Source organism: Vibrio sp. MarTm2 (genome assembly GCF_027587055.1).
Taxonomy (GTDB): Bacteria; Pseudomonadota; Gammaproteobacteria; order Enterobacterales; family Vibrionaceae; genus Vibrio; species Vibrio sinaloensis_D.
Genome location: NZ_JAPPTK010000001.1, coordinates 380,934 through 394,966, shown reverse-complemented (window position 1 = coordinate 394,966; position 14,033 = coordinate 380,934). Strand labels below are relative to the sequence as shown.

The window sequence follows — 14,033 nt, the reverse complement described above, 5'->3', positions numbered from 1 at the left end:
TAGTAAATGAATCGCGAAACGGTGTTAACAGTAGAAGACTTAGAAGTTGAATTCCAGACCGATGACGGGAAGGTAAAAGTTCTGCACGGTGTTAGTTTCGATGTTCAGAAAGGTCGTACGCTGGGGCTAGTGGGAGAGTCTGGTTGTGGGAAAAGTGTGACTTCTATGTCGATCATGGGGTTGTTGCCAAAACCTTATGGTCAAGTAGTTGGTGGACGAATTCTCTATAAAGGCACAGACCTTTTACAGCTTCCAACAAAACGTATGTACGAAATGCGTGGTGACGCCATTTCCATCATATTTCAAGATCCAATGACGGCATTGAATCCTGTGCACACCATAGGCAAACAGATCATGGAAGTCTTGGAACTGCATAGACCGGAACTGGAAAAAACACAGCGCTATGCTTATGCGATTGAAATGTTGGAGAAAGTTAAAATCCCAATGCCCGAAAAGCGGGTCGATGAGTATCCACATAACCTGTCTGGCGGTATGCGTCAGCGCGTTATGATTGCAATGGCACTTGCGTGTAAACCTGATGTTCTGATTTGTGATGAGCCGACAACAGCGCTCGACGTGACAGTTCAGGCATCGATTCTAGAGTTGATGCAAGAACTTCAGCAAGAAACGGGCATGGCGATGGTATTTATCACCCATGACTTAGGGGTTGTTGCAGAGATTTGTGACGATGTGGCCGTGATGTATGGTGGCCGCATTGTCGAAAAAGCGGATGTGTTTGACCTTTTTGATAGGCCGCAACATCCATATACCAAAAGATTGTTGGGGTTGATGCCGAGTTTAGATCATCAACCAAAACAAATGATCGATATACAGCCAATTGATCCAAGTATTTTCCAGAGTAACTAGGGGGAGTGATGCAAGAAGTATTAAGAATCGAGAACTTAAAGCAGCACTTTATCTCAGGAAAGCGACTTTTTTCAAAGGGGTATACGATCAAGGCCGTCGATGGTGTTTCTTTCTCAATTGACCGAGGAAAAACACTGGGGTTGGTTGGTGAGTCAGGCTGCGGAAAAAGTACCTTAGGGCGCACCATTTTAAAGCTGTTTGAGCCAACCGAGGGAAAAATTTATTTCGAAGGGAGGGACATTACGCGTTTATCTGCAAAAGATATGCGCCCACTACGTAAAGAAATGCAAATCGTCTTTCAAGACCCAATGGAGTCTCTTAACCAGAGGCATACGATTGGCATGATTTTGGAAGAGCCGTACGTTATCCACAATATGGGTACGGCGGTAGAAAGAAAACAATGGGTATTGGAACTATTGGATAAAGTGGGGCTACCGAGAGAAGCCGTAAATCGTTACCCTCACGAGTTTTCTGGTGGACAAAGGCAACGTATTGGTATCGCAAGAGCGATAGCACTCAAGCCTAAATTATTGATCTGTGATGAGTCTGTATCTGCACTTGATGTGTCGGTTCAGGCGCAAATAATCAATTTATTATTGTCTCTTCAAAAAGAAATGAACCTAGCGATGATCTTTATTTCTCATGACCTTTCGGTTGTTAGGCAAGTTTCAGATGAAGTCGCTGTTATGTATTTTGGTAAAGTCGTTGAATATGGCCGTGCACAAGAAATATATAACTCACCAGAAAATGATTATACCAAGACATTATTGTCAGCGATTCCAATTACGCACCCAAGCCAACGTAAGCGTGGCTAATATAATAATATAACGTTTAATATTTTTGCTTTAATAAATGTCAGAGCTAAAAAGAGCTCTGATGGATTCCTGCAATCAAAATAAAATGATGTATTTTGAGCGTCGGATTTTTAATGAGAGTTAATATTCATGGAAGTTAACATATGCAGAACACAATCAAGTGTCGGCAAAGGACAATAGCTCTCGCTGTCTCAGTATTATTATCATCAGCTTGTTTTGCTGAAGAAAGTAGTGAACAGCAAGAGGAGAAATCTGTTTGGTCAGGTTTCGGAGGAAGTTTGTCCCTTTCTTATGACACAAATATATATCATCCAGATGATTACCGCTCTGTGAGAAGTCTTTCTTGGAGCGGAAGTTTAAATTATACATTCTCAGATAACATTAGCGCTTTTATGTCCTCTGGTGGATATCGAGCATACGAAAATGAAACTGGAGATTTTGCGACAGATTCAGTTATCGGTGCAAGTTATTCGAGTTTATATGAATTTGGAGAGACAGGAAAAATAGGAGCGAATGGGCAATTTACTATCCCTACCTCTGAAGCTTCGCGTAAAGACGAATTGCAAACTGCTTTCCGTCTCGCAATACCTGTTTCTATGAAACCTTGGGGAGTAAACATCTCTATTTCTCCAAGGCTTAGAAAAAACTTTCACAAATATAAAACGGCAGGCGGTCGCTCATTAACCGAGTGGACTTACTCTGTTTCATCGAGTGTAAGTAAATCTTGGGAATCATTGACGCTCGGTATTTCAGCCCTAGGTGGAAATACCATCAGCTATCAAGGAACAAGGAGAACGAGTTGGACCTATGGCGGATCATTATTTGGAAGTTACCGCTTTACAGATAATTGGTCAGCTTCTTTATCGGCATCGACATCGGGTGTTTACCAAGATGCGGAAAGAGGCACATTAGGCAACATCGATTTATTCGATCAAGACAACGCGTCTTATCGAGCAACTGTTACTTTCTCCTTCTAGAAATAAAAAATAAGGACATATTATGGCATTAAAAAGATTAGCACTGGCGTCTGCCGTAACCGCAATATTAGCGGGCTGTGGCGCGGACGATCAGTCGTACGATTACGTTGAACGTGACTCTAAAGAAATTCAGGTTAAAGACCTTAAAGATGGGCGTTGGTTCTATGTACCAACTACTGGTGCTGCACCGCGATTTGCACTCAACCAGTTTCCGTTCTTACAAGGTATGGGACGCTATGTGGAGCTATGTTTCACTGAAACAGGTTTGGAAGTACGCGCGTTCGACAAGAATTACCCTGGCTCTTCATTACCCAAAGATGAAAATAATTACTGTGTTGAACAAGATAATCTAGTTGGTAGTGATGACTTAGTTAACTTTGCTCAAGTACTTGAGATTCCGGGTGATTTCGCTGCATATCGTTGTAGTGAAGACGCTTACGATGACTGTACAAACAAAGAAGAAATCAACAACGATGCTAGCCTAGATTTTCGTAAGAAGACCCATTTTACTCCTACTCCTGAAGATCTCATCGTATCTGAGTTCAACTACGAAGACCTCTTTGGGCTGACGGATGGAATTACCGAGCAAGGTACACCAACGCTTGTCTCTTGGGAGTTTGATCCAAAAAATGGTGTACTTAACTTTGAATTGGAACGCACTTTCCGAGTTGATCTAGATAACATTTCTGACTACATCAATTTCGCGACTAAAGCTGGATTGGAAGAAGCACTGGTTGATGGTGCATTTAAGTCGCGCTTCTACTACTCACTTGTTCATGAGAGTGTTGTCGCGTCGGAAGACTACCAACCGGTGATGTATCCAGTAGGTGATGAAAACGATATTGGCTTCTTCACAACATCAACAAAGAAATTAAATCCGATCACGAACAAATATGATCGTGATGTAGTGTATTTAAACCGTTTCAATCCGAACGAAAGCATAAAGTACTATCTAACAGATAATTTCTTTGAACCAAAGAACAAAATTTTCTTAGACGCGACTATTGAGACCGTGAATAAGATGAATCAAGCGTTACAATTGTTTGGTAATGATTCTGGTAAGCCACCTATTGAGATTGTCAATAAATCTGAAGGGGCGGGAGTTCACCCGGGTGACTTGCGTTACAACATAATCAATCTAGTTGACGAGCCTTTGGCAAATGGACTACTTGGTTACGGCCCTTCTGTGGGTAACCCAATGACGGGCGAAATCATCAAAGCTCATGTAAACCAATACGCAGGCGTAGCGCGTACAGGTGTTCCGTACTACTGGGACAATCTCGCTCGTTTTTACAACCGTAACCAGCTTGATTTGGATGGATTAGATCCACTATCGACAAAACCCTCCGGTACTAAGTCTGAAGTGTCTACACGTGTAGAACAGTTATCGACGATGGCGGCAGTTTCTAAGTTAGAATCAATTAATAGCTCGTCGTTTGCTCCTAATCTAACTAAGCAAGATGTTCTGGGTGACAAAGCGCCAATCCAAGCGCCTACAATCCTGACTACTAACTTCAGTGATGACATGGACTTTGAAGATGTTGTAAAAGCTGAGGAAAACCGCCTATCTTTTTGGGCTGAAAACAATGCTTATCCGATTGAAGCGTCATGGGTCTCTTCAACAAACAAGGCAATGCTTGACAACCTTGAACTTGATGATGACCGTTATTTCAAGATTAACAAAGACGAAGACGGTGTAGAAGTTTCACGCGAGCTTAAGCGTTGGAAGTACCTACCTAAGGATCTGCAACAAATAGCGGCAGACGCTATCACAGTTGCAACTTACAGCAATACCCTTGTCCATGAAATTGGTCATAACGTTGGTCTTCGCCACAACTTCAAAGGCTCAAATGACAAAGCAAACTACTACACGCTAGAGCAAGCACATGCTCTGGGTTTGAAAAATATTCCGGCGTACAGTTCTACGATGGATTACGCGCCGAGTATGCTGGATGAGACACCAACTTGGGGTCTGTACGATATTGCAGCGTTCAAGTTTGGCTACGGCCGTAAAGTTGAGACCATTCAAGATTCGCCAACATCCGCACCAGCAGTGGTAGCTGACCCTGGAGAAGATGCTCCTGCGGATGAAGTAGCAGCGTATGAGCAGTACCTAGCAGATCTACAAGTCTATGAAAATAGCTTTTCTCAACGATTTGGCAATAACAGTACAAACGATTCACTTATGGTTTGTTCTGAAGTTGTTGCTCTTGACGGTGATCAAGCTGGCAAGTCACTATATAACTGTGATTTCAGTCGTTTTGATACAGCTGCACTTAGTGATGACGTGGAGGATTATGCTAAGACTCGATACGGAGTTCTATACTACCTAGACAATGTTCATGATATTGAGCGTAAGTCCTACGGCTTCTGTACGGATGGTAATGTCTCATTAAATAGTGACTGTAACCGTTTCGATGAGGGTACAACCTTAGATGAAATTGTATCTTACGAATGGCAGAACTATCTCGATAGCTATGATCGCAGAAACTTAGCGGAATACAGTACGAATGGTTTGTTCGCTTCGGATTACCCTAGCTACATTGTCCGTCGATTCCGCGAGATGACATCTATCCGCGATAAGATGGAAGATCTAGAACGTATTGATAGCATCTACACCAATTTAGGTTTAACAAGTTCTACCGACAAGCCTGGAGACTTCCTGCTAAGTCTTGCGGCGAATGATCAATATTGTAAAACACCAGGTGATGAAACTAACCGTTGGTTCTGTGATTACGCTTTTGGCGCACAAAAAGCAGCGGCATACTTCCTAGATGTGCTTGCAACTCCGGAACACCAATGTGTTATTCAAAATAGTAGCGGTGATCAGAAAGTAATTTCGTTTGGTCAACTATTAAACAATAGTTCGTTCAACATTCCTGCAAGCTACGATTTAATTGATGCGAACTGTTTTGACTCTGTTGCTGCAGAGTTTATTGAGGATGCAGAAAGTGGCTATGTTGCGGTAGCTGAAACTAAGAATGGTCGATTCCTAAACTCTATCGGCAGCTTCGATCCTGACTACCCTTGGTCAAATGCTGTGTCTGTCTTAGGTAGCTGGCCTGATAAAGCCCTTGCAAGTTACTTCCTTTCAAGACGCTTCTCAACCCGCTATACAGATGAAGTAAGCTTTGCCTCACTAATGGATATTCCAGGAGTTCAGGCCGAGTATGAAAACATCATGGCGAATATCATTGCGAAGACAGGTTTGAATAACCCAGTTAAGCTAATTGATAAAGAGGGGAATGCTTACTCAAACCTAAATGGTGTTCAAGTGAATCTACACATTACTGAACAGATGGAGTCTCTTTCTCCAATGCCAAGAGGTATTGAGCGTTTCTTAGATATCTCGAATCGTAGCCGTCAGCGTATTGGTGATCTAATCCTAAATATGGGTGTGCGCCAAATGCAGTCAGACGACTACACCGTGAAGTCGCGTGGTAAAGCACAATTTGACACATTTACGAAACAACAGGACCGTTATGGCATTATTGCGGGTGACAAAGTTGAGTTTGCGATTGATGGCAAAACGTTTGTAGCGACTAAATCGAACAAGTTGGCTTACGCTTATGCGAATCAACTTGTGACATCCGACGGTTATGATCTGAAAGTGTTCCTAGATAGCTATGATTCAGCGGATCTAACTGCAGTTGCAAATAGTATTGATACCGCATGGGGTGGCTTTAGAACTAGTATTGTTAAAGCTTACCACGATGCAGTTTTACTCTTTGACGCGCCGATGGTAAACGCGATGAAAGCGACTATTGATGCAGACATTGCTGCTGGTACGTTGAACTTCTCGCAATCATTTAACAACTTTGTTAACGCAAATATAGCGTCTGGAGACCTCATCTATGATTCAAACGCTGGCACAATTGCATTTGCTGGTGGTAAGGCTCATGATGTTAACGTCGCTTACTCGGGCTACACCGATGCAATGGAGTTAATCTACTTCGGCTATACTGATGCAATGATGTTTGCAGTTGATAACGTATACGCAGGATATGATGCAGCATCCACACAAGATAAGGAGCTTTGGACAACAGATCTGAATCTAATCCAAGCATACTTAGCTGGTGATATTGGTGCGGTAGCTGGCGAATACTATGAACTACTAGATAGACTACCAAGTGCTGAAGATTTCGAGTAATTTCGAGTTTTAGATTTGCAGTTACGAGTAAAAGGCTCACCTAGTTAGGTGAGCCTTTTTATATTTTAGAGTTGTGATAAGTGCTAAAGCTAGAAAGGCACACCACTATGAAATTTAAAGTCGGTGTCAGGGGAGGAGATTAAATTAGCTTCTAGCTTGCCAAAAAATTGGACGCGCTCTGAGATATCTTTTCCTGCTATTTCTTCCGCGAGCGTTAAATAATCTTGGTAGTGGCGGGCTTCTGAGCGAAGTAGAGATACATAAAACTTCGCAATATCTTCATCCATATGTGGTGCAAGCTTGGCAAATCGTTCGCACGAGCGCGCTTCGATATAGGCGCCGATAATCAGCTTATCAATCAGGGTTTGAGGCTCGTGCGTCGCCATTTCCGCCAGCAGCCCTTTTGCATATCGACTTGCCTGAACGGGTTCGTAAGCGATACCTCTTGCATCCATAATTTCCAGCACTTGATAAAAGTGGTGTAACTCCTCTTTTATCAGTAACACCATCTTATCGATTAAGTCCTGACTGTATGGGGAGTGAGACTTGGCCATGATCGACTTAGAGATATTGCTCTTACCTTTTAATGACGCCAGATTACCTGTTTTACGATACGCAAAGTCTTCGTATGGTTTAAACCAGTCCAACAAATTGTGGGCACTGTCTTTGTCTACTGCGTATTTACGAATTAAATACATAGCGGACTGACCTGCTTTCAGCTCACATAAAAGGTGATCAATAAGGATGGTTTTTAGGTGCTCTGGTTTCTTGGCTTCATTGACCCACTCATCGGGGGTTGGGCATTGAAGAAAAGCATTGATGGGGTCGAGCAGGGAATCGTAGTTTGTCAGATCAATCATTACACACTTTACAAATAGAAAAGGCCGCATTAGCGACCTTTAGAAACGGAATCACGGTGATTATATTACCATTTTTTCTTTTCACCAAAGAGTGCGTCCATATCATCTTTGCGCTCTTTTTCTTCCATTTGGTGTAACTCTTCCGCATTGCGGGTTTGTCTACTTTGCTCTAAGTCATCGTACATGGCTTGAAGCTTTTCTCTGGCTTGATTGGAGTAGTTATCGTTTTTAGTGCTCAGCGCATCAATCCCTTTACGCAGTAGCTGAACGGCCGTGCCTGGTTGTCCGCGTACAATCGAGTCATTGGCGCGTTTGATGACGTTTTCGATGTTGATGCGGATTTGAATCGTTTCTAAGCGAGCGTTTTCCTCGACGTAAGCCTGAGTTTCAAATCGACCTTTGTTGTGCTCACTTCGAATAGTGTCACGCAGACGTTTGACTAACTTCAACATCATGATTGCTTGTTTGTCATTGCTAGGCACTTTGAACGCAGTGCTCTCGTTGCCATTGTGGTTTTCTTCAAGCTGGGTTATTTGGCTTTTTACGTTTTCTACACGTTGGGCTAGCTGTTTATTTTTCGGATCGAGGTCGTACATGTTTTGTAGAGCATCAAGAATACGATTGTTCAGACATACAAGTAGCTCTTTACTGTAGGGGAGGTGGTGAGCGTGTCCAATAAGCTCTTCTGTCGCGTCGATGATTTGCAGGTAGCGAGAGCTCTCTTGCTTCTTTGCAGTTTCCGCTTTGACCTTATACTGCAACATAATGTTATAGCCAACAACCAAGACTAGTAAGATGGCAACTAAAGCTATGATTAAACCAATATTCATAAATTCCGTATCTTATGTTTTCTGATGGCTAGCAGATAAGGATACACGATCCCGCTAACTCTCTGCACTCATTTTTCTATTATTACTCAATGCTTAGTGTTTCGTTAATCAAAAACGCTTTTTCGTCCCTGATAATGAGTAATTGGTTGCAAAACGACCGAACAAGTTTACTTCGCTCTAAGTTTAGGCAACGCAACGGCTCGTAGGGCTATCAATTTCACTTAAGAGACGTTATAACTAAATATTATAAACTATGATTGTATGTTCATGGTGTGCGTCGATAAGGGAGTACGGTTCAGGAATGAAATTACAACAATTGAAGTACATTGTTGAGGTTGTAAACCACAATTTAAATGTGTCCGCAACGGCTGAGAGTCTTTACACTTCACAGCCAGGTATCAGCAAGCAGGTTCGTTTACTTGAGGATGAACTTGGTATTCAGATTTTTGAACGCAGTGGTAAGCACCTAACCCAAGTGACGAGCGCCGGCGAAGACATTATTCGTATTTCACAAGAGATTTTAGCGCGTGTTGAGAGCATTAAAGCGGTAGCAGGCGAGCATACTCACCCTGAAATGGGCACATTGAATATCTCCACGACCCACACGCAAGCGCGCTATGCTCTACCTGATGTGATTAAAGGGTTCACCGCTCGTTACCCGAAAGTATCCCTGCACATGCACCAAGGCACGCCAAGCCAAATGTCAGAAGCCATTGCCAAAGGAACGGCAAACTTTGCGATTGCGACCGAAGCGCTCCACCTTTATCAAGATGCCATCATGCTACCTTGCTATCACTGGAACCGCTCAATAGTTGTCCCTAAGTCTCACCCATTGGCGCAAAAAGACCGAGTGACGATTCAAGACTTGGCTTCTTATTCGCTAGTCACTTATGTGTTTGGCTTCACTGGTCGCTCTGAACTGGATGCCGCATTTAATAAACATGGCTTAACCCCAAGAGTGGTCTTTACAGCGACGGATGCCGACGTCATTAAAACCTACGTTCGTATGGGGATTGGCGTTGGGGTGATCGCAAGTATGGCGATTGACAAAGAGCAAGATACCGATCTTGTCGCGATCGATGCCAGTCATATCTTCGGTGCGAGTACCACCAGCATCGGTTTCCGCCGTGGTACCTTCTTACGTTCTTACATGTATGACTTTATGGAGCGATTTGCTCCTCATCTTACTCGCCCCGTTGTTGAACAGGCGTTATCACTCAAATCTAACGCAGACATCGAAGCGATGTTTAAAGATATCGAACTTCCTGTTCGTTAACTTCTATTCAAATGATTCGCTTCCCTCTAAACTACGCACTCACTAGGGGGAAGCATGTACCAGCAATTTCAAACACTCAATTCTTTGCTACTCGCTCATCAAAATTTTTGGCGTATCGAGCCATTTTTACACAGTGAGCAAACCGACTTTCCTTGGCAGAAAAGCCATCCGGAGTTATGTCTGTGGCTAAGTTCACTCTCGACGCAACAGATTGAGCACTATAAAGATCATCCTGAGCAACTCAGCGACATTGTCGGTCAATACTTACCTGACGTTTTGACGCTCGCGCAGCTCTGTTTTCTTGAACGCAGTCCTCTTACGGGGCTTGAGTTAGAGAGGGGAGTCGACAGTGGCGTGCCTGGGCGAAAACTTGAGCAAATATTAGCGATGGGTGAAATTGCCCTGCAAAAGCATGAAGGAACCGAGTGGCTGGAGTGGTGCTCGGGAAAAGGTTTCTTAGGTCGTATTTTAGCCAGTCAGAGCAAGCAAAACGTTACGAGCTTTGAGTTCCAACAAGCGTTATGTGAGACAGGTCAGCAGGAAGCAGACAAACATCAGCTGCCGATGAGATTTGTTCAAGGTGATGCACTGGCGGACTCTTCAATCAAGGCATTGAATTCTGCACAACATGCGGTTGCGCTCCATGCTTGCGGAGATCTCCACGTCTCACTGATGAAAAAAGGGGCGGCTTGCCGTTTGCCTGCCATGACTATCGCTCCTTGTTGCTACCATCTAGTTCAAAGTGACGCCTATCAACCTCTTTCTCAGGCGGGTAAAGCGTCACATTTGCACTTGTCTAAATCTGAATTGCGTATTCCCCTTCAAGAGACGGTTACTGGTGGGCAACGAGTTAAGCGTCACCGATTTGAAGAGATGAGCTTTCGCTTAGGCTTTGATTTGTTACTTAAAGGCGAATGTGGCGTGGATGATTACATTCCGGTCCCAAGTATTAAAAAGTCTCAGCTCTCGTCAGGTTTCAGCGCGTTTTGTTTGTGGGCGGCAGAGCACAAACAGATCGATTTACCGACGATTGATTTTGATGACTATCTGCAGCGAGGGATAGAACGTTACTGGCAGATGGAGCGTTTGAGCTTGGTGCAGCAAGTCTTTCGTCGCGGATTGGAGTTGTGGCTTGTTTTAGACAAAGCGCTCTATTTGAGTGAGCAAGGCTACGACGTTTCACTTGGTGAATTTTGTTCTAGGGGCGTCACCCCGAGAAATATCTTAATCCATGCCTCTATGCGGAAAGCTACTTAGTTCTTGTTTTGTTGATAACTTGTTAAATCTCGCTTCACATTCGAACAACTTATTGGTAATAATGATTGAGTTGCACAGAAAATGTGCAACTTAGAGAAAAATCATAACGAAAAAGTACACAACATCACATCATTATTGCTGAATTCAAGGAGCTAAGATGAAAGCAGGAAACATTATGGCAGTCGCCATGCTAGCAGGAGCAGCACTTCTTTCTTCTACCAGTATCATGGCTAAAACGGCCAAGGTTGCGGTATCACAAATTGTCGAACATCCAGCGCTCGATGCAACACGTCAGGGATTGATTGATGGCCTTAAAGCAAAAGGCTATCAGCAAGGCGAAAACCTCGAATTTGATTACAAAACCGCGCAGGGAAATCCTGCGATTGCCGTGCAAATTGCTCGTCAATTTGTGGGTGAAAAACCTGATGTTCTTGTTGGCATTGCAACGCCAACGGCACAGGCTTTGGTGTCGGCGACGCGTTCCATTCCGGTTGTTTTTACTGCGGTCACCGACCCTGTAGGGGCTAAACTCGTTAGCCAAATGGAGCAGCCTGGCAAAAACGTCACAGGTCTGTCTGATCTTTCTCCTGTCGCCCAACATGTGGAGCTGATTAAAGAGTTGCTCCCTGACGTTAAATCCATTGGGGTTGTCTTTAACCCTGGTGAGGCAAATGCGGTGACATTAGTGAAGCTTCTTAAAGAGAGCGCAAAAGCTCATGGTTTGGAAGTTGTCGAAGCGACGGCGCTAAAAAGTGCTGATGTACAGTCAGCCACTCAAGCGATTGCCGAAAAATCGGATGTTATTTATGCGCCGACTGATAACACAGTGGCCAGTGCAATTGAAGGTATGATCGTTGCGGCTAACCAAGCGAAAACGCCGGTATTTGGCGGAGCGACATCGTATGTTGAAAAAGGGGCGATTGCGGGTCTAGGCTTCGATTATTACCAAGTTGGTGTTCAAACGGCAGATTATGTTGCCGCTATTTTGGAAGGCTCTGAGCCCGGTAAACTCGATGTCAAAGTGGCCAAAGGCTCTGATCTTGTTGTCAATCAAGGTGTCGCCAAACAACTTGGCTTAACCGTACCTGCCTCGGTATTAGATCGCGCGACAAGCGTTAAGTAACCCTCCAAAGTGAAGAGAGCGTTTGCGCGCTCTCTTGTTATTGAGCAGAAAAGGGAGTTGTTATGTCTGCTTTTGCGTTTTTTGGGGCGTTAGAAATAGGGCTGCTCTACGGATTGGTGGCTCTTGGTGTTTATCTAACTTTCCGAGTTCTTGATTTTCCTGACTTGAGTGTTGATGGCAGTTTCCCGATGGGGGCCGCAGTTGCCGCTACGGCGATTGTCTCAGGCATTAACCCTTGGGTTGCAACGGGCATGGCAATACTGGCTGGTGCTGCAACCGGTTGGGTTACCGCATTTCTCGCCGTCCGGTGTGGAATCCTTCATCTTCTTGCCTCTATTTTGACCATGATTGCGGCGTTTTCAATCAACATCCGCATTATGGGTCGACCAAACATCGCTCTTCTAGGAGAAGAGACCATTTTGACGCCATTTGAAACATTAGGGGATTCAATGTTGATTCGGCCTTTAGTGGTTGGCGTGTTGGTGTTGATATCGGCGTGGTTTGTGGTGCGGTTGCTCAACAGTGATTTTGGTTTGGGGTTAAGAGCGACCGGAGTTAACGCGCGTATGGTTTCCGCACAAGGAGCCAGCACCGCTTTCTATACTTATTTTTGTCTAGCCTTGTCTAATGGTTTCGTCGGCTTCGCTGGCGCTCTTTTTGCTCAAACCAACAGCTTTGCTGATGTGACTTCTGGAGTCGGCACGATTGTGGTCGGCTTAGCAGCAGTCATACTCGGTCAAACGCTGATTCCTGGTAAGAAGATTTGGGTTGCCGTGGTGGCGGTTATTGTGGGGTCGGTTCTTTACAGACTGGCCGTTGCATTTGCATTGAGCTCGGGAATGTTTGGTCTCCAAGCATCGGATTTGAACTTAGTGACCGCACTGCTGGTGGCGATTGCTCTGATTGCGCCGAAGTTAAAAGGAAATCTAAAAGCAAAAAAGGCTAATTCGCCTGCGACGAAAACGCAGGCGGTAAAGCGCAGCGATAATTCAGGAGGCGTGGCATGATTCAGTTGGAAGATATTCAAGTCACCTTTAATCCCGGGACGATTCTGGAAAATAAAGCGCTTCGAGGTGTTTCACTCGAAGTGCCTGAGCATCAATTCCTTACGGTGATCGGCTCGAATGGGGCGGGAAAATCGACCTTGTTGGGGGCGGTAACTGGCGAAACGCCGATGATTGGTGGCCGAGTGATCATCGATGGACTTGATGTGACAAAGCAAAGTGTGGATCGGCGAGCCGAGCAGTGTGCGCGTGTTTTCCAAGATCCTTTGGCAGGCACCTGTGGTGACCTCACCATTGAAGAGAACATGGCGCTGGCTTACATGCGCGGTAAAAAACGCGGTTGGAACTTGTCACTGTCAGCCAAACGAAGAGCGCTATTTCAGGAACGCATTAGCATCCTTGGATTAGGCTTGGAGGACAGACTTGGAGATAGCATAGGACTGCTTTCTGGCGGGCAACGTCAAGCGGTGAGTCTGGTAATGGCGACGCTGTCTGACAGTAAGTTGCTGCTATTAGACGAACATACCGCTGCGCTCGATCCTAGAATGGCGGCTTTCATCATCGACTTAACCAAGAAAATCGTCAGTGAGTTTAACCTGACCGTGATGATGGTGACGCACTCTATGAAGGATGCGCTTGCCTGTGGAGATCGGACTGTGATGCTGCATCAAGGAGAAATCGTCCTTGATGTGGCAGGTGAGCAGAGGCAAAACATGCAAGTGCCCGATTTGCTTGAGATGTTCTCTAAAGTTCGCGGAGAAGAGCTCGCAGATGATAGTTTGTTGCTAAATTAGGATTAAATTGACAATCAATTAGCAAGTTACGATAAAAATCTGTGACACAATCCACGCTAAAACATCAGCTAAGCCTATCT

At 44.5% G+C, this 14,033-nt stretch carries 11 protein-coding genes; 9 read left to right on the top strand and 2 right to left on the bottom strand.

What is annotated here, in order from left to right:
• Positions 1-6 precede the first annotated feature (6 nt).
• The 4 genes from OH458_RS01825 (at position 7) to OH458_RS01810 (ending at position 6,809) form a co-directional block, all read left to right on the top strand.
• Positions 7-867 carry an ABC transporter ATP-binding protein gene (locus OH458_RS01825; protein ID WP_081981356.1) on the top strand — a complete coding sequence of 287 codons (861 nt, stop codon included), beginning with the start codon at positions 7-9 and terminating at the stop codon, positions 865-867.
• 8 nt (positions 868-875) lie between these two features.
• Positions 876-1,682 carry an ABC transporter ATP-binding protein gene (locus OH458_RS01820; protein WP_081981358.1) on the top strand — a complete coding sequence of 269 codons (807 nt, stop codon included), beginning with the start codon at positions 876-878 and terminating at the stop codon, positions 1,680-1,682.
• A 143-nt stretch (positions 1,683-1,825) separates the two neighbouring features.
• On the top strand, positions 1,826-2,659 hold the full coding sequence (locus tag OH458_RS01815; RefSeq protein WP_269977088.1) for a hypothetical protein: 834 nt from the start codon (positions 1,826-1,828) through the stop codon (positions 2,657-2,659).
• Positions 2,660-2,681: 22 nt separating this feature from the next.
• Positions 2,682-6,809, top strand: coding sequence for a zinc-dependent metalloprotease (locus tag OH458_RS01810; protein ID WP_269977087.1), 4,128 nt, complete (start codon positions 2,682-2,684; stop codon positions 6,807-6,809).
• A gap of 89 nt (positions 6,810-6,898) precedes the next feature.
• Here the strand turns inward: OH458_RS01810 and miaE are convergent, their stop codons facing one another.
• Positions 6,899-7,669: a tRNA isopentenyl-2-thiomethyl-A-37 hydroxylase MiaE gene (miaE, locus tag OH458_RS01805; RefSeq protein WP_269977086.1), complete on the bottom strand. Its 771-nt coding sequence runs from the start codon at positions 7,667-7,669 to the stop codon at positions 6,899-6,901.
• A 65-nt stretch (positions 7,670-7,734) separates the two neighbouring features.
• Positions 7,735-8,499 (bottom strand): DNA repair protein, encoded by a 765-nt coding sequence (locus tag OH458_RS01800; protein WP_269977085.1) that lies wholly within the window; start codon positions 8,497-8,499, stop codon positions 7,735-7,737.
• Positions 8,500-8,800: 301 nt separating this feature from the next.
• On the opposite strand from OH458_RS01800, the gene cysB reads away from it, so the two are divergent.
• The 5 genes from cysB to OH458_RS01775 all read left to right on the top strand — a co-directional run bounded on the left by cysB (position 8,801) and on the right by OH458_RS01775 (position 13,953).
• On the top strand, positions 8,801-9,775 hold the full coding sequence (cysB, locus tag OH458_RS01795) for an HTH-type transcriptional regulator CysB (RefSeq protein ID WP_269977084.1): 975 nt from the start codon (positions 8,801-8,803) through the stop codon (positions 9,773-9,775).
• Positions 9,776-9,829: 54 nt separating this feature from the next.
• Positions 9,830-11,032, top strand: a complete 1,203-nt coding sequence (locus OH458_RS01790) for a methyltransferase (RefSeq protein WP_269977083.1) — start codon at positions 9,830-9,832, stop codon at positions 11,030-11,032.
• A gap of 157 nt (positions 11,033-11,189) precedes the next feature.
• Positions 11,190-12,155 carry an ABC transporter substrate-binding protein gene (locus OH458_RS01785; RefSeq protein WP_038134018.1) on the top strand — a complete coding sequence of 322 codons (966 nt, stop codon included), beginning with the start codon at positions 11,190-11,192 and terminating at the stop codon, positions 12,153-12,155.
• A gap of 62 nt (positions 12,156-12,217) precedes the next feature.
• Positions 12,218-13,162 (top strand): ABC transporter permease, encoded by a 945-nt coding sequence (locus OH458_RS01780; RefSeq protein WP_269977082.1) that lies wholly within the window; start codon positions 12,218-12,220, stop codon positions 13,160-13,162.
• A complete protein-coding gene (locus OH458_RS01775; RefSeq protein ID WP_269977081.1) occupies positions 13,159-13,953 on the top strand; it encodes an ABC transporter ATP-binding protein in 795 nt (264 codons plus the stop codon). The genes OH458_RS01780 and OH458_RS01775 overlap by 4 nt, the downstream gene beginning before the upstream one ends.
• Positions 13,954-14,033: the final 80 nt, after the last annotated feature.